Raw genomic sequence first — 17,672 nt, 5'->3', positions numbered from 1 at the left:
GCCCGTCCAAGGGCCGCCTGTTCTGGGGGTACGGGTACGGAGCGGTCCCGCCTCTTCGGGGCGGGACCGCTACATGCGTTCCGGCAGGTGCATCAGCGGCGCGCGGCCCTGCGGCTGCTCCGGCTGCGGCTCGGTCGGGTGCTCGGGCGGGATCGGCACGGTGACCGGCTGCGCCGAGGTGACCCGCAGCGGCTCGCCGTGGTGCCGCAGCTCCACCACCGTGTCCGGGCCGCCGTTGCGCAGCGAGTACGTGGTCTGGTGCGGCCGCACGTCGACGCGCAGTCGCATCCCGCGCCACTGGAGCGAGAACTCCAGTCGGCTGAGGCGGCTGGAGAGCCGGGGCGCGAAGGAGAGCGTCCCGTCGTGGTCCCGCAGGCCGCCGAATCCGGCGACGAGCGCGATCCAGGCGCCGGCCAGGGACGCCATGTGCACGCCGTCGCGGGTGTTCTCGTTCAGGTCGTGCAGGTCCATCAGCGCGGCCTCGCGCAGGTAGCGGTGGGCCAGTTCGAGGAAGCCGACCTCGGCCGCGAGCACCGCCTGGGTGCAGGCGCTCAACGACGAGTCGCGTACGGTGCGCCGCTCGTAGTAGACGAAGTTGCGCAGTTTCTCGGCGGCGCTGAACGCGTCGCCCCGCCAGTGCATGGCCAACACCAGGTCGGCCTGCTTGACGACCTGCTTCCGGTAGAGGTCGAAGTACGGGTAGTGCAGCAGCAGCGGGTACTTCTCCGGTGGCGTGTGCTCGAAGTCCCACTCCTGGAACCGGGTGAACCCCTCGACCTGCTCGTGCACCTCGGTCTCGGCGTCGTACGGGACGTGCATGTCGTTCGCGGCGTCCCGCCACGCGGCGGCTTCCTCCTCGGTGACGCCGAGGTCGAGGGCCTGGTCCCGGTAGCGCATCGCGCAGTCCGCGGCGGTACGCAGGTTCCGCTGCGCCATCAGGTTGGTGTAGACGTTGTCGTTCTTCACGGCTGTGTACTCGTCGGGGCCGGTCACGCCGTCGATGTGGAACTGCCCGGCCCGGTCGTGGTGGCCGAGGGATCGCCACAGCCGGGCGGTCTCGACAAGCAGTTCCAGTCCGATCTCGCGTTCCAGTGTCTCGTCGCCGGTGACCAGCACGTAGCGGCGCAGCGCGTCGGCGACGTCGGCGGCGATGTGGAACGCGGCGGTTCCGGCCGGCCAGTACGCCGACGACTCGGGTCCTTCGATGGTGCGCCACGGGAAGGCGGCGCCTTCGAGGTTCAGCGTGCGGGCCCGCTCCTGGGCCTGGGCGAGCGTGGCGTGCCGCCACTGCAGCGCGTCGCGGACCGCGCCGGGCTGGGTGTACGTGAGCACCGGCAGCACGAACATCTCGGTGTCCCAGAATGCGTGGCCGTCGTACCCGGGGCCGGTGAGGCCCTTGGCGGAGATCGGCCGCCGTTCCCCGCGGGCGCCGGCCTGGAGCACGTGGAAGAGGCCGAAGCGGACGGCCTGCTGGACCTCCGGGTCGCCTTCGACGCGCACGTCGGCGGCGTCCCAGAACGCGTCGAGGTATTCCCGCTGCGCCCGGCGCAGCCCGTCCCAGCCGTCGAGCCGGGCCGCGGCGAGCGCCGCGCCGACCTGGTCGCGCAGCGCCGGCAGCGACCGGCGGCTGGACCAGCCGTACGTGAGGTACTTGATCACGTGCAGCTTCTCGCCGGGCTTGAGCACGCAGCCGATGGTGGTGCGGACCCAGTCCTCGTACCCTTCGCTCTCGATCGTGGTGCGTTCGGGGCCGTGCACGTCGTGGCCCATGGCGGCGGCGACCCGCAGGCCGCTGACCTTGGTCCGGTGGATGAGCAGGCCGCCGTCGTCGGTGGTGAGTTCCTCCTCGGCCTGCAGCGGTGACTCCAGCACGGCGGCCACCCGGGGGTCGCGGCTCTGCGGCGGCAGCGTCTCGTTGGCCACCAGCTCGGACTGGAGGATCAGCCGCAGCGGCCCGTCGACCGGCTCCACCTCGTAGTGGATGGCGGCGACCGAGCGCTGGGTGAACGACACCAGCCGGGTGGTGCGGACCTTGACCTCGCGCCCGGCCGGGGAACGCCAGTGCAGGTCGCGTTGGAGCGTTCCGGCGCGCATGTCGAGGACCCGCTCGTGGGCGAGCACCTCGCCGTAGCGGACGTCGAGCGGTTCGTCGTCCACGAGCAGCCGGATCAGTTTGCCGTTGGTGACGTTGACGATGGTCTGCCCCGACTCGGGGAAGCCGAAGCCGGCTTCCGCGTACGGCAGCGGGCGCAGTTCGTAGAAGGAGTTCAGGTACGTGCCGGGTAGGCCGTGCGGCTCGCCCTCGTCGAGGTTGCCGCGCAGCCCGATGTGCCCGTTGGAGAGCGCGAACACCGACTCGGACTGGGCCAGCACGTCCATGTCGAGGCGTACCTCCCGGACATGCCAGGGCTCGACCGGATACGCCCGTTCCCGGATCACGCGGCCGGCTCCGCCGCGAGCAGTTCGGCGAGGTCGGTGACCACCACGTCGGCGCCGTGCGCCAGCAGCTCGTCGGCCTGGCCGACCCGGTCGACGCCGATCACGTACCCGAATCCGCCGGCCCGTCCGGCGGCCACGCCGGCGAGGGCGTCCTCGAAGACGGCGGCCTGCGCCGGTTCGACGCCGAGCAGCCGCGCGCCTTCCAGGAACGTGTCCGGGGCCGGTTTGCCGCGCAGCCCGTTCGCGCGGGCGACCACGCCGTCGACCCGCGCCTCCAGCCAGTGGTCCAGCCCAGCGGCGTGCACCACGGCGGCGCAGTTGGCGCTGGCCGAGACGACCGCCCGCCGCAGCCCGGCCGCGGTGGCGGCCTCCAGGTAGCGAACCGAACCTTCGTACGCCTCGACGCCGTGCTGCTCGATCCGCTGGAGCAGGACGACGTTCTTGCGGTTGCCGAGGCCGTTGACCGTGTCCGCCTCGGGTGGGTCGTCGGGTGAGCCCTCGGGCAGGGTGATGCCGCGCGAGGCCAGGAATGTGCGCACCCCGTCGGCGCGCGGTCTGCCGTCCACGTAACGGTTGTAGTCCGGTCCGGGGTCGAACGGTTGGAACGGCTCGCCGGTTTCGACGGACCGTCGCCGCAGGTAGGCGTCGAACGTCTCCGCCCAGGCGGCGTTGTGCACCTTGGCGGTCTGCGTCAGCACACCGTCCAGATCGAAGAGACACGCGCTCACGTGCGCGGGGAGGCCCAGCATCGCTTGAATCTATCCGGCGCTCGCCCCGGGCAAACCCGTTCAGGGCTCAGCGGTTCGGGCGCAGCGTCCAGATCACGGTGAGCGAGGAGGTGAGCGTGCCGTCCTCGGTGCGCACCTCCACCTCGACCGGGAACTCGGGCCGTCGCCCGGCGTCCAGCTCGGCCAGCACCTCGGCGGGGACACCGCCGAGCCGCGCCGTCGCCAGCACCGGCCCCACCGCCACCTTGAGGTAGCGGATGGTCGCGGTCACGGCCAGGGGTACGGCCCGGTCGAGCACCTGCCCGAACGCGGCCAGGACGACCGCGCCCGAGGCGCTCTCCCCCAGCGTGAACATGGCCCCGGCGTGCGGGCCGCCCACGTGGTTGTGGTGCGCCGGGTCGTCGGGGAGCCGGACCACGGCCCGGACCCCGCCCTCGGCCTCGGGCGCCACCTCGACGAACTCGATCCCGAGCGTGCGGGCGAACGGCACGGCGTCGAGGAGACCGGCCGCGACCTGGCGAGAGTCGATGCTCATGCCCGAACGCTACTCGCCGGTAACTTTTCCGGCAAGACACCGGAACACGTTGGCCGAATGTCACTAAATAAGTGACATCCACATCGCCTGACGCTAGCCTTGTCTCTTATTAAGAGACATTGGGACATGAGATGATCTACGCCACCCCAGAACTCAGCGATCACGACGAGACCGTGCTGGACGAGGTGCATGACATGCGCCGCGTGCTCGCTGATGTCCTGCGCACTCCTCGCCGGTGGACCGGTGGCCTCCGGCGCACGATGTTGGCCCGCGCGATTCTCGGCTCCAACAGCATCGAGGGCTACGTGGTCGCCGAGGACGACGCCGCCGCCGCGCTGGACGGCGAGGAGCCGCTGAGCGCCGACGACCGAACCTTCGCCGAGATTCGGGGCTATCGACAGGCTCTGGGGTACGTGCTGCAAACCGCCGGGGATCCGCACTTCCGGTTCGACACGTCGGTGATCCGCAGCATGCACTACATGATGCTCTCGCACGATCTGGGCAAGAGCCCGGGGCAATATCGCAAGGGCCCGATCTACGTCCACGATGAGCGAACCGATGAGCGGGTGTACGAGGGCGCGGACGCCGACCACGTGCCTCACCTCATGGAGGAGCTAACCGAAGATCTACGGTCGGATGTCACCGCCTCTCCGCTCGTCAAAGCAGCCATGGCGCATCTGAACCTGGTGATGATCCATCCGTTCCGTGATGGCAACGGGCGAATGGCACGCGCCCTTCAGACGTTGGTGCTCTCCCGACGCGCGATCGTCGAGCCTGCTTTCTCCAGCATCGAGGAATGGCTGGGCAGCAACACCGAGGACTACTACCGGGTGTTGGCGGTTACCGGACGTGGCCGCTGGAACCCCGAAGGTTCGGCGCACCTCTGGGTGTCGTTCAACCTGCGCGCCCATCACATGCAGGCGCAGACCGTCGCTCGCCGCTTCGAGGAGGCGTCCGGCATCTGGTCGGAGTTGGACGCGATCGTTGCCGAGAACAGGCTCCCTGAGCGGGTGACCGATCTCCTCTACGAGGCAGTCCTGGGCTATCGCATCCGTCGCTCCGGGTACGTCAAACTTGCCGATGTCGAGGACAGGACCGCATCTCGGGATCTGGCCAGCCTTGTCGAGCAGGGCCTTCTGGAAGCACGAGGTGAGCGGCGGGGCAGGCATTACGTCGCCGGCCCCACGCTGGTGACGGTGCGGGAAAGAGTCCATGCTCAGCGCAAACCGATCAGCGACCCCTATCCGGCCATGCCGGTCGTTCTCGCAACCGAGGCTGCCAATACGACCGGGTCAGGTGAACGGTTGTAACCACGGCTTATTTCACGGCGCTGTCGCGGCGTTTCGGCGGCTGTCGACTCCGGGTAGCGAATGGCCCATGAACCGCGATCTCGCGCGCGGGCTGACGGTGGCGTGGGCGCTCCCGGAGTTCCGCGACGGGCTGCGTCACCTCGTCGACCTCGACGAGGTGACAGTGCTGCTGGCCGCACTGTCCCTTCCGGACCGCGACCGCGAGGTCGAGCGCAGCGCGCTGGGCCTGCTGCGGTCCGGGCTCGACAGCACCGAGGTCCGGGAGGCGGTGTTGCTGCTGCTGGAGCGGGACACCGTACGCCGGCCGCTCGTCGCCGCGGCGGTGGAGCCGCTCGCCGACCGTCCCGGCCTGGTCACCGCCGTCACGTCCGCGGCCGAGGACCCCCGGGTACGCCACGAGGTAAGGGCGATGCTGGACAGCCCCGGCGTCCGCGAGCTGATCTGGCGGGCGGCCGACGACCAGGTGAGCGACAACCGGTTCGGGCTGGTCCGCCGGGCGGCGGTGCTGTTCGTCCGGCACCCGAGCGCGCGGCGACTGGCGTGGGCGCTCCGCCGGCACGGCGTGCTCCGCGAACTGCGCCGCAAGGCGTGATCCGGAGCCGCATCACCTGATCGGGCCGGTCAGCTCCGCACAGCGGGGCCGGCCCTCGACAGCTCGGCCGTCACTCGTAGCCCATGGCGGGGATGATCTCGCCCAGTTCCCGCTCGACGTACGCGCGGGTGCCGGCGTCGAACTGGTCGTCGCGGTGCGCGAGCCTGCCCGCCTGGAACGTCGACGCGGTGACGGCGTCCTCGACGCCGAGCCGTTCGAACAGGGCGCGCCGCTGCCCGGCCCAGTCGGCCGCGAGGTCTTCCGCCTTCACCTCGACGTACCGCCGGGTCGTCAGGTCGGCGGCGTTCCTCCAGGCCAGCCATCGTTGATAGACCGGCACGAGGTAGGCGAGCGCCCCGTCGACTGTTGACGGCGCCCACGGCTGGGCCAGGTGGGAGGCGAGCACGGAGACCGGGTGCCGTGTGATGTGCACGATCGTCGCCTCGGGAAACAGCTCCCAGAGGAAGTCCATGGCGAAGAGGTTGAACGGCGTCTTCTCGCACCACGTCGGCTTGCCCGCGTCGGCCGCCGCGCCGCCGAACAGCGTCTCGACCAGACCGCGCAGGACGGCGATCAGCTCGGCCCGGTCGCGGAAGTACCTCGGCACGACCCGTCGTCGGCCCGTCGGCCCGAACGGCCCGGCGGGCCGGTCGCCGTCGCCGAAGCCCGCCGCGGGCGCGGGCTCCTCGAAGGCGTCCGCGATCAACAGCGGCCAGAGCTGGTGTACGGCGTCCCGGTAGCGCTGTTCGCCGACCAGCTCGGGCACGGTCTTGCCACGATCGTCACGCCGTCCGGGCACCCGTACGGTCAGGAAGTCGCTGAGCCGCTGCAGGGCGTCCTCGCCGACGATGGGGTCGTACCGTTCGGTGAGCGCGTCGGCCAGGTCCCGCAGGCCGCCGGGTTCGACGATGAACTTGGTTTCCATCGGGATCCGGTGGATCAGCGGGTGCTGGCCGATGACGTCGGCGATCCGCGAGGTGCCCGAACGACCTGTGCCCGCGACGAAGACCGGTGAGGGGGACGGCATGGGCGGCAGTGAAACTCCGGGCCGGGCGCAGGGGCAATCCATTTATCCCCGCCGGGAGCTGATCGGCCTCCTGGCCGACGCGGTCGGGTCCGTCACCGTGCCGCACCCGACCCGGGTCGCGGTCGACGGGCCGCCCGCCGCCGGCAAGACCACGCTCGCCGACGAGCTGGCCGCCGTCCTGCGCGCCCGGGGCCGGTACGTCATCCGCGCGACGGTGGACGACTTCCTCTTCCCCCGCGCCCGGCGTTACCGGCGCGGCGAGTTCTCGGCCGAGGGCTGCTACGTCGACACCCACGATCACGGGTCGCTGAACCGGGTGCTGCTCGATCCGCTCGGCCCGGGCGGAGATCGACGCTTCCGGCCGACGGTCTACGACCACGCGACGGATACGGTGCTGTCCCCGCCGCCCACGACCGCTCCGGCGGACGCCGTGCTGGTCTTCGACGGTGTCTTCCTGCTGCGCCCGGAACTGGTCGACCGGTGGGAGCTGCGCGTCTTCGTGTCCACCGCGCTCGACAAGACGGTGGACCGTGCCGTGATCCGCGAGAGCCGCGTGTCGACGAGAGCCGACGTCGAGCGGCGCTGGCACGAGCGGTACCTTCCCGCCCAGCGGCTCTACTTCGCCACTGCCCGCCCGGCCGAGCAAGCCGACGTCGTCGTGCACAACGACGACCCCGGGCGGCCGATGTGGGAGATCCGGGCGGGCGGGGATGGCAGGCTGGCAGCCATGGACAGGAATCGGGTGGCCGCCTGGATCGCGGCGTACGAGCAGGCGTGGCGCACACCGGGCACGGCGGCGCTCGGCACGATGTTCACGCCCGACGCGACCTACCAGCAGGGGCCGTACCGGGATCCGGTGGTCGGCCTGCCCGCCATCGTCCGCATGTGGGACAGCGAACGCGACGGACCCGACGAGGTCTTCCAGATGACCTCGGAGGTCATCGCGGTCGACGGCGACACCGCTGTGGCCCGGGTGCAGGTCCGGTACGGCGACCCGGTCCACCAGGAGTGGCGCGACCTCTGGATCATGCGGTTCGCCGAGGACGGCCGCTGCCTGTCGTTCGAGGAGTGGCCGTTCGCGCCGGAACGGCGGACCACCGCCGCCGGGTGACGACGGCGGTCGCTGCCTAACCCCGCTTCGTGTACGCGACGAACGCCGCCCAGCTCGACGACGTGAACGTCAGCGCCGGCCCCTGCCGGTCCTTGCTGTCCCGCACCCCCACCACGCCGGGCAGATTGTCCGCCACCTCCACGCAGTCGCCGCCGTTACCGCTGCTGCGGGTGCTCTTGCGCCAGATCGCGCCGGTCAACTCCATCGCTTCGCCGCCTCCGAAATCGCCGCCAGGGTCGCCCCGTGCGGCATCGCCTCCGCGCGGATGGACTCCCACGTCTGCCGAAGTGAGTTCACGTCCACCGTGCGCTCCACGATTGTGCCGTGCAACTGGTTGTCCAGGTAGCCCACGTCGTCACCGTCGGCCGGGGTCGCGAGCACGAAGGCACCGTTGAGCCCCGGATAGGCCCCGGCCGTCTCCGGCACCAGGTGCAGGTGGACCCGGGGTCGCCGTGCCATCTCGATCAGGTGCTCCAACTGCTCCCGCATCACCTTCGGCCCGCCGACCGGTCGAGCCAGCACCGAGTGGTCGAGCACCACCACGAACTGCGGCGGCGTCGGGCCGTCCAGCACCGCCTGCCGGGCCAGCCGGGCGGCCACCTGCTGTTCGACAGCCTCGCCGACGAACTGCGCGGCCCCTTCGTAGAGCGCACGGGCGTACTCCTCGGTCTGCAACAGACCAGGGACCACCAGCGGTTGAAAGCTACGCAGTGAGGCAGCTTCCTGCTCGATGCTCACCCACTCGCGGAACCACGGCATCAGCGCCTCCTGCATCAGCGCGTCCCGGATCCGCACCAGCAGGCCGCCGCCGTTCAGCACCTCGTCGCACCGCTCGGTGAACTCGGCGCGCGGCGCGCGGCGGCACTGCTCGACGGCTGCCACCAGCGACGCCGAATAGCTCACCCGCTCGCCCAGCGCCTCCTGGGTAAGCCCCGCATCGGTACGTAACCGACGTAGCTCACCGGCGAACAGTTCCCACAACGGCACACGGATCATCTGCACACCTCTGCACACGGCTGCACACGGAAATCGGCCGGTCGGACGGCCGGGAAGGTGGGGGTGGAACGCCTTCCGACCCTAGCGGCGCGGTGACGAGACTGTCACGCAGTGGAATCGAATTCGTCCGATTCCCGCTACCGAGAGGAGTTGCGCCGTGCGACTGCGCTGGTTCCGCTGCCGGGGTGCGTCGGCACCGACACTGCCCCAGCGGGTACGGGGCGACAATCTGCCGGACTGGATGCGGCAACCCACCCGTCCACTCCCGACGATGGATCCCGGCCGGGTCGGCAACCTCACCCCGGCCCAGCAGTGGCGGGCGAACGGCGGTCGCTGGCCGGTCCCGGAGCAGCGCGGCGGCGACGCCGGCAACCGGCGCGACGGCCACGAGGAGCCTCGGTGATCAGCCACCAGCTCGGGCAGCCGCCGGACGGACCCAAGCCGGATCGACCCCGGCCGTACCCGTTGCACGCCACCCCGCACACGCCGCTGCGTCCGATGTGGTGCTGCCGGGCCTGCGGCCAGCCGTGGCCGTGCCCGACGGCCCGTCTGCTGCTGCGCAGCGAGTACGAGGACAACCGGATCGGGCTGTCGATCTACCTGTGCGGGCTGCTGTACGAGGCGACGCGCGACCTCTACCGGCTGAACCCGAACGACGCGCCCGCCCCGGCCGACATGTTCGCCCGCTTCGTCGGCTGGGGCCCGTACCGCCGTCACCCGCCCGTCCCTCCGGGCGGCGGCTGTTAAGAAGGGGCCCTTCCTCTACCGGAGGCGTTAACAGGGTGCCCTTCCTTTCACCGCCAGCCGACGTCGATGCGGTCGCCTCGCTCGTCGAAGAAGTGCAGCGCGTCCATCCGCACCTGCACGGCGAGCGGGTGCCCGGGCGACACCTGCGGGTACGGCGCGAGCCGTACCGCCAGTTCCGCCGGACGACGGTGGTGGCGGCCCGGGTCGGGCAGCACGCTCGTGCGGTTGCCGCCACCCCCGCCGGCCTCCGGTGACGGGGCTGACGCCTCCGTCGTGCGGCCGGTGAGCCGCTGCATCACCTGGTTGAACCGGCGCAGGCCGCGCTGGCCCGGTGCGGCCTGCTCCACCTGGGTGCCCATCTCGTCGACCACGATCGCGGTGGCGCCGATGTCGAGGAACGCGAGCGACTCGTGGCCGTGGTGCTCCAGGTAGCGGATGCGCCCGTGCAGCACGTCACCGGCGGTGTCCGGGGCGACCGGGGTGAGCGCCTCGGCCCGCATGCCGACCACGATCCGCTCGCCGTGGTAGTGCGCCACCGCCCGGCTGCGGATGTCGTCCCAGGGCAGGTAGAGCGACTGCTCGCCGAGGTTCAGCGCGACGTACCGGTCGAGGTGCACGTAGACCGACGCCTCCAGCAGGTTCATCCGGGGGCTGCCCAGGAACGCGGCGACGTAGAGCGTGGCCGGCCGCCCGTACACCTGGGTGGGGGTGCCCACGTCCTGGAGCACGCCCTTGCGCATGATCGCGACGCGGTCGGCCATGGTCAGCGCCTCGGCCTGGTCGTGGGTGACGTAGATGGTGGTGACGCCGAGTTCGCGGGTGAGGCCGGAGATCTCCGCCCGCAGTTCGGCCCGCAGCCCGCTGTCCAGGTTCGACAGCGGCTCGTCCATGAGGAACAGGCCGGGCCGGCGCACTATCGCCCGCCCCATGGCGACCCGCTGCCGCTGGCCGCCGGAGAGCTGGCTGGGCTTGCGCGCGAGTACGTCGCCGATGCCGAGCGCGCTCGCCACGTCCTGGATCCGCTCGCCGCGCGGGCCGGGCTCGATGCCGGAGAGCCGCAGCGGGAAGCCGATGTTGTCGCCGACCGTCATGTGCGGATAGAGCGCGAAGTCCTGGAAGACCATGGCGATCTTCCGGTCGCGTGGCGGCAGGTCGTTGGCCAGCTCACCGCCGAGCAGGATCGCGCCGGAGGACGGGTCCTCCAGCCCGGCGACCATGCGCAGCACCGTCGACTTCCCGCAGCCCGACGGGCCGAGCAGCACCATGAACTCGCCGTCGTTGACGTCCAGATTGATGGTGTCGACCGCGACTGTTCCATCCGGGAACACCTTGGTGACATCCTTGAGCGCGACGGTCGCCACCGCCACCTCCCCAGTTTTCTCTCCCCAAACCCGGGAATGACTGTGACCAGGATCATCTGATTCGCACATCGGGTAAACGTGCCATGTTCGGCTCGTGACAGTCCTATTAAGCGGTATTCGCCGGGCTCCGCAGTTAAGTGACCTGCCGGTAACCACTTTTACGGCGTTTCGCCGAGGAACACGCGGCGTACCACGCGCTCGGCGGCGTGCCCGTCGTCCAGCGCGCAGAACCGCGACCGGAACGCCGCCCGGGCCCGCTCGGCCGCCTCGTCGTCGACCGCGCCGGACCGGAACACGTCGAGCAGCCCGGGGAAGTCCAGCGCGACGGTGCCCGGCGGCTCGGCCAGCAGGTCGAAGTAGACGCCCCGGGCCACCCGGTAGGCATCCCAGTCCGGCGCGTAGACCACTATCGGCCGGTCCAGCACCGCGTAGTCGAACATCGCCGAGGAATAGTCGGTGATCAGTACGTCCGCCGCCAGGTAGAGGTCCTCCACCCGGTCGTACGCGCTCACGTCCAGCACGCCGTCCGCCGCCGGTCCCCGGGGATGCCGCTCCCGGTCGTGGAAGTAGTGGCTGCGCATCAGCAGCCGGCCCCGGGGCCCGAGCACGTCGAGCATCCGGTCCGGGTCGAACGGTGGCCGCCACCCGGGCAGGTGCTCGCGGTGCGTCGGCGCGTAGAGCACCACGTACTCGTCGGGTGCGATGCCCAGCGCGGCGCGGACCTGGCCTCGGTCCTCGGCGGTGGCCAGCGCCAGCCGGTCGTTGCGCGGGTAGCCGACCTCGAGCGTGGTGTAGTCCGCCGGGTACGCCCGCTCCCACATCTGCGTGGAGAAGCTGTTCGAGGTGATGCTGTAGTCCCAGCGGTCGACCCGGCGCAGCAGCCCGGCGAAGTCCATCCCCATCGCGCCCACCGGGTAGCGCTGCTGGTCCAGCCCCATCACCTTGACCGGCGTGCCGTGGTGGGTCTGCACGTGCACCGAGCCCGGCCGCTTGCGGACGAAGTCCGGGAAGTTGACGTTGTTGACCAGCCAGCGGGCGCGCGCCAGCACGCGGTGGTACTCGCGGGTGCCGGCCACCACGTACTCGACACCGGGCGGCAGCGCGGCCACCCGGTCGCGGCGGACGATCCACACGCCGCGCACCTGCGGCGCGAGCCGGCGGGCCGCCTCGTAGATCGCCGCCGGGTTGCACGAGTAGCCCCGATACCAGTAGGCCGCGTACACGGCGAGCGTCGGGTCGACCGGCCGGTGCAGCTCGGCCCGGTAGTACTCGCCCAGCGCCAGGTCACGGGCCCGCCGGGCGGTACGCCGCACCACCGGCGTGACCCGTCGCCGGGCCCGCCGCGCGGTCCGCCGGGCCGTCTCCGTCGCCTGGTGCGCCTCGCGCAACGCGCTGAACGTCCGCCATCGGCCGGCCGCCACCAGCCGGTGCTTGAGCCCTTCCGGGCCGGGCGGGACCGGATAGCCCTCGGGCGGCAGGAACCGCACGTAGTCGGCGTGCATCTGGGCGAAGAACGGCGCCCGCAGCTCGGGGGCGATCCGGTCGCCGTTGCCGAGCACCGTCAGGTAGTGCCAGATCATCCGCTCGAAGACCGCCGGCCGCAGCCCGGTCACCCGCCAGCGGTCCATCAGCCCGAACACCCGGTGCCACTGGGCGAAGACCTCGAAGTGCCGGTCCCCCCGGGTCTTCGTGATCGCGCCGGTGCGGCGCTGCCGGTAGTTCAGGCAGATCCGGTCGAGTACGCCGATCCGCCCGGCGGCCATCAGCGCCGGATAGCTGAACGAGACGTCCTCGTACCAGCCCGGTTCGAAGCGCAGCCCGTGCTCGATCAGGAACTCCCGCCGTACCACCCGGTTCCACGCGGTGTGCAGCAGCTTCAGCGTCTCCGGCCGGTCCCGCAGCGCGAACGTCGTCGCGCCGGGCGGCACCGGGAACACCTCGCGCATCGCGCTGCGGGTGCCGATGTTGTTCCAGTGCGCCCGGACGTGGTCCACGATCAGCACGTCCGGCGCGGTGTCGCGGAGCCGGTCCGCGACGTGCGGCAGGCAGCCGGGCACCAGCCAGTCGTCCCCGTCGACGAACCACACGTACTCGCCGACGGCCCGGTCCAGCCCGATGTTGCGGGCCGGACCGAGCCCCACGTTCTCGGCGAGGCGCACCGGGCGGACCCGGGGGTCGCGCAGCGCGTACTCGGCCAGGATCTCGCCGCTGTCGTCGGGGGAGGCGTCGTCGACGCCGATCACCTCGATGTCGGCGAACGGCTGGTCGAGGATCGAGTCGAGACATTCCCGCAGGTAGCCCTGCACCTTGAAGGCCGGCACGACGAAGCTGATCAAGGTCACCCCGGCCCGCCCTCCGTCAGCCCGGCGAGCGCACACCCCCACGGGCGCGGGCCGGCAGGACCACCCAGGCGAGGACCACGCTCGCGACAAAAACCACGAGAAGGTACGCACCGAGTGTAGCCAGAGCGATACTCGCATATCCGGCGATCAGCCCGATTGCCAGCAGCAGGGAACGCCCCGGCCAGCCCAGCGTGGCGGCGTGCAGCGGCGGAGCCGACTGCCGCTTCTCCAGCCGGGCGGTCAGGTCGTAGTGGTGCAGCGTCAGCACCAGCACGTACCCGAAGATCAGCCAGGCCGGTGCCCGGCCCGCCACCCCGACCGCGATGGCGAACAGATACTCGGCGGCCCGCAACGCAGCCGGCACCAGCCAGTCCAGCGACCCCTCGTGCGGCGCCCGCGAAGCCTGCGCGGCGCCCAGCAGCAGCACCAGCGCGAGCACCGGCACGAAGACCGGCAGGTCGCCGCCACCGTGCACCGCGAGCAGCGCCCACACCAGCGTCCCCGCCGCGCCGAGCGCGCCCAGCACCGCCAGCAGCAGCGGCCGCCGCGCGGTCGGCAGCGTCCGCGCCAGCACGCCGTCGTCACGGTGCAGACCCGCGTCCACAGTGGCCATCACCGGCACCCGCATCCACCGCGCCCGCAAGGTCCGCAACCCCCCGGTGTACGCGAACGCCAGCGTCCCCCAGACCAGCACCGCGACCAGCGCCACCAGCGGCCCGAACAGCGCGGCGGCGATCGCGATCAGCGCCCACCGCTCCCCGATCGGGAACACCACAGTGCGCTTCAGCCAGTACGACACCGACCCGGTGTCCGCCTGCACTCGCGTCGACGCGGCGTTCAGCTTCCCGCCGATGCCGCCCGCGTCGGCGCTCACCACCTTGGGCCGCCGGGCCGCCTCGTCGTGCAACGCCCCGTACCAGGTGTCGGTCATGTGCCGCACGGTCTGCAACGTCATCGCGGCCAGCGCCAGCGCCCAGCCGTACCGGAACCCGGCATGCGTGGCCCCGAAGCCGAGACCGGCGTAGACCACGTACTCCTTGAAGCGGTCGGCCATCGTGTCCAGCCAGCCGCCCCAGGCGCTGAAGTGCCGGGTGTAGCGGGCCAGTTGCCCGTCCACGCAGTCGAGCACGAACCCCAGGTAGAGCAGGACCGCCCCGGCCCGGCACCACTGCGCGGCCAGGCGTTCGGTGAGCGGTTCCCCGGCGGGCCGGCCGGGCTCGGTGAGGTGGCCCGCCGCCGGGTCGGCGGCGAGCACGATCGCGAGCGTCACCGCTTCGCCGCGTCGGCGTAGGCCGCCAGCGCCTCGTCGATCGTCCCGTCGACGATCAGCCGTCCGGCGTCGAGGTAGAGCCCCCGACGGCAGAACCGGGTGAGGTCCTTGTCGTTGTGTGACACCAGCACCAGCGTGCGCCCTTCCGCGAGAAGTCGCTCGATGGTCGCATAGCACTTCGCGCGGAACTCCGCGTCCCCGACCGCTGTCACCTCGTCCACAAGCAGCACCGGGTGCGGCAGGTGCGCGATCACCGCGAAGCCGAGCCGCACCTTCATCCCCGACGAGTAGTGCCGCACCGACGTGTCGATGGCGCGTTCCACCTGCTCACCGGCGAACGAGACGATCTCGTCGAAGTGCTCCCGCAGGTACGCCGACGACAGTCCGTGCAGCCCGCCCACCAGGTACAGGTTCTCCCGCCCGGTCAGGTCCCCGGAGAACCCGGCGGACAGTTCGAGCAGCGGCGCCACCCGGCCGTGCACCCGGATCGAGCCCTCGTCCGGGATGAGCACACCGGCGATCAGCCGCAGCAGCGTGCTCTTGCCGGTGCCGTTGCGCCCCACCACGCCCACCGTCTCGCCCGGTTCGATCCGGAACGACAGGTCACGCAGCGGCCAGAACCGGCCCGCGTCCGGGTCCCGGGCGCCCCGGTGCACGATCAGCTCCCGCAGCCGCAGCTGGCGGCGCCGGTTGCGGACGAACCGGATGCCGAGCCCGTCCGCCTCGATGATCGGGGCCATTCAGAGTTCCTTCAGCACTGCCGGTTCGAGGCGGTGGAACGCCCACCAGCCGAGCGCCAGAACTGCCACGCTGCCGGTCACCGTGATGACGAGCAGCCGGGCGTCCGGGAACTCGTCCGGGTACCAGACCGCGTGGTGCAGCTGGAAGATCCCGACCAGCGGATTCAGCTCGTACCCGATCTTGAGCCAGCCCGGCATGCCCGACTCCCGCACCAGGTCGAGCGGATAGATGATCGGCGTCGCGTAGAACAGCAGCCTGATGATCAGCCGCATGGTGCGCTCGATGTCGCGCATCAGCACGTTGCCCGCCGACAGCAGCAGCGCCAGGCCCACCAGCAGCACGAACTGCACCGCCACCGCCAGCGGCAGGGCGAGCAGGCTCCAGCCGGGGCGGATCTTCCCCTGGCTCGCGTAGATCGCCGCGACGGCGACCAGGATCGGCAGCCCGGCCAGGTACTCGGCGAAGCGCCCGGTGACCCGCCCGATCGGGAAGATCGGCCGGGGCAGGTTCATCGTGGTGATCAGCCGGGCCTGCCCGGTGAGCGCGTTCGCGGCCTCGGTCAGCGCCGAACTCGCCCACATCCAGGCGAAGATCCCGGTGATCAGGAACAGCGGGTACGACCCGGCCGCCTCGCCCAGGTGCCGCCGGGTCGCGCCGGAGTAGAGCACGCCGAAGACGAACCAGTAGATCAGGCCCATGCCGAGCGGTTCGATCAGCGACCAGAAGTAGCCCAGCACCGACTGCTGGTACTTCACCGCGAGGTCCCGGCGGACCAGGATGCGCAGCGAGGTGCGGGCGGACCAGAGCGCCGCGACGCCTGACGTCACCGCACCATCGTCGCCCCGTCCGTCGCGGTCGCGGCTCGGGCACGCGCCGGATCACCCCAACGGGGTCAGCACTCGATGACGTTGACGGCGAGCCCGCCCCGCGCGGTCTCCTTGTACTTGACCTTCATGTCCGCGCCGGTCTCCCGCATGGTCTTGATGACCTTGTCCAGCGACACGTGGTGCACCCCGTCGCCCCGCAACGCCAGCCGGGCCGCCGTGATCGCCTTGATGCTCGCCACCGCGTTGCGCTCGATGCACGGGATCTGCACCAGGCCACCCACCGGGTCGCAGGTCAGCCCCAGGTTGTGCTCCATGCCGATCTCGGCGGCGTTCTCCACCTGCTCCGGCGTACCGCCCAACGCCTCGGCCAGCCCGGCCGCCGCCATCGAACACGCCGAACCCACCTCACCCTGACAGCCCACCTCCGCACCCGAGATCGACGCGTTCTCCTTGAACAACACACCGATCGCGCCCGCCGCCAGCAGGAACCGCACCACGCCCTCCTCGGACGCGCCCGGCACGAACCGGGTGTAGTAGTGCAGCACGGCCGGGATGATCCCGGCAGCCCCGTTCGTCGGCGCGGTGACCACCCGCCCGCCCGCCGCGTTCTCCTCGTTGACAGCCAACGCGAACAACGTCACCCAGTCCATCGCACGCAACGGATCCCCGCTACCGGTCTCCGCCTCCAGGCTGCGCCGCATCTCCGCCGCGCGCCGCCGGACCTTCAACCCACCCGGGAGTACGCCGTCACGGGTGCAGCCGTTCTCCACGCACTCGCGCATCACCCGCCAGATCTCCAGCAGCCCCGCCCGCACGTCCGCCTCGCTACGCCAGGACACCTCGTTGGCGAGCATCACCTCACTGATCGACAGACCCGTCTCGGAGGTGACGGTCAGCAGTTCCGCGCCGGTGAGGAAGGGGTGCTTCACCCGGGTGCTGTCCGCCTTGATCCGGTCCGCCCCGGCGGCCGCCTCGTCCACCACGAACCCGCCACCCACCGAGTAGTACGTGCGCGTCCGCACCTCGTTCCCGGCCGCGTCGTACGCCGCGAACGTCATCCCGTTCGGGTGGTACGGCAACGACCGCCGACGATGCAGCACCAGATCCGTGTCCGGGTCGAAGTCGACCCCCTGACTGCCGAACAGGTCCAGCCGCCGCTGGGTGCGGATCCGCTCCACCCGCGGCCCCACCGAGTCGGTGTCGACAGTCTCCGGAACCTCACCCTCCAGCCCCAACAGCACCGCCCGGTCACTGCCATGCCCGTGACCAGTCGCGCCGAGCGAACCGAACAACTCCGCCCGTACCCGCGCCACGTCGGCGAGCTGCCCGTCGGCCTTCAAACCCGCCACAAACGTACGAGCCGCCCGCATCGGCCCGACCGTGTGCGAGCTGGACGGCCCGATACCGACACTGAAAAGATCGAAAACACTGATCATTTGCTGCTTTCCTCGCCGTCGTCCCCGTTGTGCGGATCCGAGCCGGTGCGTGGGGTTGCCGCCCCCGCCAGGCGGGACGGCCGGCGCCCAGGGTGGGGGCGCCCGACCCGCGAGCCTACCCCGCCCTCGTGATACCCGCCCCCACTCCGCCCCATGCCCGCCCGCGAGGAAGCGCTGTCCCCTCCGGCCCCCACTCCCCCCGTCGAGCTT

General features: G+C 71.2%; 17 protein-coding genes and 1 pseudogene. 6 read left to right on the top strand and 12 right to left on the bottom strand.

Annotated elements, in window-relative coordinates; translation table 11 throughout:
* Positions 1 to 69 precede the first annotated feature (69 nt).
* Genes KBX39_RS04905 through KBX39_RS04895 form a run of 3 tightly spaced genes read right to left on the bottom strand, consistent with a single transcriptional unit; the run spans position 70 to position 3,702 of the window.
* Positions 70 to 2,439 (bottom strand): glycoside hydrolase family 65 protein, encoded by a 2,370-nt coding sequence (locus KBX39_RS04905; protein WP_043327109.1) that lies wholly within the window; start codon positions 2,437 to 2,439, stop codon positions 70 to 72.
* Complete coding sequence (locus tag KBX39_RS04900; RefSeq protein WP_104115972.1) at positions 2,436 to 3,188, bottom strand: HAD family phosphatase; 753 nt, start codon at positions 3,186 to 3,188, stop codon at positions 2,436 to 2,438. The genes KBX39_RS04905 and KBX39_RS04900 overlap by 4 nt, the downstream gene beginning before the upstream one ends.
* Before the next feature lie 46 nt (positions 3,189 to 3,234).
* Complete coding sequence (locus KBX39_RS04895) at positions 3,235 to 3,702, bottom strand: DUF4442 domain-containing protein (protein WP_030503534.1); 468 nt, start codon at positions 3,700 to 3,702, stop codon at positions 3,235 to 3,237.
* 131 nt (positions 3,703 to 3,833) lie between these two features.
* Here KBX39_RS04895 and KBX39_RS04890 point away from each other — a divergent pair, with 131 nt between their 5' ends.
* Together KBX39_RS04890 and KBX39_RS04885 are read left to right on the top strand one after the other, a co-directional pair.
* Positions 3,834 to 5,012, top strand: a complete 1,179-nt coding sequence (locus tag KBX39_RS04890) for a Fic family protein (RefSeq protein WP_247659880.1) — start codon at positions 3,834 to 3,836, stop codon at positions 5,010 to 5,012.
* Between the two features lie 67 nt (positions 5,013 to 5,079).
* Positions 5,080 to 5,604 carry a hypothetical protein gene (locus tag KBX39_RS04885; RefSeq protein WP_069087827.1) on the top strand — a complete coding sequence of 175 codons (525 nt, stop codon included), beginning with the start codon at positions 5,080 to 5,082 and terminating at the stop codon, positions 5,602 to 5,604.
* A 70-nt stretch (positions 5,605 to 5,674) separates the two neighbouring features.
* On the opposite strand, the gene KBX39_RS04880 is transcribed toward KBX39_RS04885, so the two are convergent.
* Positions 5,675 to 6,631 (bottom strand): sulfotransferase, encoded by a 957-nt coding sequence (locus KBX39_RS04880; RefSeq protein WP_247659879.1) that lies wholly within the window; start codon positions 6,629 to 6,631, stop codon positions 5,675 to 5,677.
* Between KBX39_RS04880 and KBX39_RS33135 the strand changes: the two are divergent.
* Positions 6,630 to 7,325, top strand: a pseudogene (locus KBX39_RS33135) (hypothetical protein); the annotation flags it as partial. The gene KBX39_RS04880 and the pseudogene KBX39_RS33135 overlap by 2 nt on opposite strands.
* On the top strand, positions 7,317 to 7,742 hold the full coding sequence (locus KBX39_RS33130) for a nuclear transport factor 2 family protein (RefSeq protein ID WP_312246157.1): 426 nt from the start codon (positions 7,317 to 7,319) through the stop codon (positions 7,740 to 7,742). The pseudogene KBX39_RS33135 and the gene KBX39_RS33130, both read left to right, overlap by 9 nt.
* A 16-nt stretch (positions 7,743 to 7,758) precedes the next feature.
* On the opposite strand, the gene KBX39_RS04870 is transcribed toward KBX39_RS33130, so the two are convergent.
* Together KBX39_RS04870 and KBX39_RS04865 are read right to left on the bottom strand one after the other, a co-directional pair.
* Positions 7,759 to 7,947 (bottom strand): DUF397 domain-containing protein, encoded by a 189-nt coding sequence (locus KBX39_RS04870; protein ID WP_210869350.1) that lies wholly within the window; start codon positions 7,945 to 7,947, stop codon positions 7,759 to 7,761.
* Positions 7,938 to 8,738, bottom strand: a complete 801-nt coding sequence (locus KBX39_RS04865; protein ID WP_069089588.1) for a helix-turn-helix transcriptional regulator — start codon at positions 8,736 to 8,738, stop codon at positions 7,938 to 7,940. The genes KBX39_RS04870 and KBX39_RS04865 overlap by 10 nt, the downstream gene beginning before the upstream one ends.
* 271 nt (positions 8,739 to 9,009) lie before the next feature.
* Between KBX39_RS04865 and KBX39_RS33750 the strand changes: the two genes are divergently transcribed.
* Both KBX39_RS33750 and KBX39_RS04855 read left to right on the top strand, forming a co-directional pair.
* The gene (locus KBX39_RS33750; RefSeq protein ID WP_255361313.1) at positions 9,010 to 9,141 is read left to right on the top strand and encodes a hypothetical protein; all 132 of its coding nucleotides are present in this window, start codon (positions 9,010 to 9,012) and stop codon (positions 9,139 to 9,141) included.
* Entirely contained in the window at positions 9,138 to 9,485 is a 348-nt protein-coding gene (locus KBX39_RS04855; protein WP_043327125.1) for a hypothetical protein, read from the top strand. The genes KBX39_RS33750 and KBX39_RS04855 overlap by 4 nt, the downstream gene beginning before the upstream one ends.
* A gap of 47 nt (positions 9,486 to 9,532) precedes the next feature.
* Here KBX39_RS04855 and KBX39_RS04850 read toward each other — a convergent pair whose 3' ends face one another.
* From KBX39_RS04850 to KBX39_RS04825, 6 genes are all read right to left on the bottom strand, one after another.
* Positions 9,533 to 10,846 carry an ABC transporter ATP-binding protein gene (locus KBX39_RS04850; protein ID WP_064448797.1) on the bottom strand — a complete coding sequence of 438 codons (1,314 nt, stop codon included), beginning with the start codon at positions 10,844 to 10,846 and terminating at the stop codon, positions 9,533 to 9,535.
* Positions 10,847 to 11,004: 158 nt separating this feature from the next.
* On the bottom strand, positions 11,005 to 13,188 hold the full coding sequence (locus tag KBX39_RS04845) for a bifunctional glycosyltransferase family 2 protein/CDP-glycerol:glycerophosphate glycerophosphotransferase (protein ID WP_210869348.1): 2,184 nt from the start codon (positions 13,186 to 13,188) through the stop codon (positions 11,005 to 11,007).
* A 16-nt stretch (positions 13,189 to 13,204) separates the two neighbouring features.
* Positions 13,205 to 14,443 carry a DUF5941 domain-containing protein gene (locus tag KBX39_RS04840; RefSeq protein WP_369010102.1) on the bottom strand — a complete coding sequence of 413 codons (1,239 nt, stop codon included), beginning with the start codon at positions 14,441 to 14,443 and terminating at the stop codon, positions 13,205 to 13,207.
* Between the two features lie 11 nt (positions 14,444 to 14,454).
* Complete coding sequence (locus tag KBX39_RS04835; RefSeq protein WP_030503547.1) at positions 14,455 to 15,198, bottom strand: ABC transporter ATP-binding protein; 744 nt, start codon at positions 15,196 to 15,198, stop codon at positions 14,455 to 14,457.
* On the bottom strand, positions 15,199 to 16,026 hold the full coding sequence (locus tag KBX39_RS04830; protein ID WP_113972150.1) for an ABC transporter permease: 828 nt from the start codon (positions 16,024 to 16,026) through the stop codon (positions 15,199 to 15,201).
* 65 nt (positions 16,027 to 16,091) lie between these two features.
* Entirely contained in the window at positions 16,092 to 17,462 is a 1,371-nt protein-coding gene (locus tag KBX39_RS04825) for an L-serine ammonia-lyase (protein ID WP_210869346.1), read from the bottom strand.
* Positions 17,463 to 17,672 lie beyond the last annotated feature (210 nt).

It is taken from the genome of Micromonospora sp. D75 (genome assembly GCF_018070405.1).
Taxonomy (GTDB): domain Bacteria; phylum Actinomycetota; class Actinomycetes; order Mycobacteriales; family Micromonosporaceae; genus Micromonospora; species Micromonospora chalcea.
The sequence above is the reverse complement of the archived record's forward strand: the minus strand, read 5'-3'. Positions and strand labels throughout refer to the sequence as shown.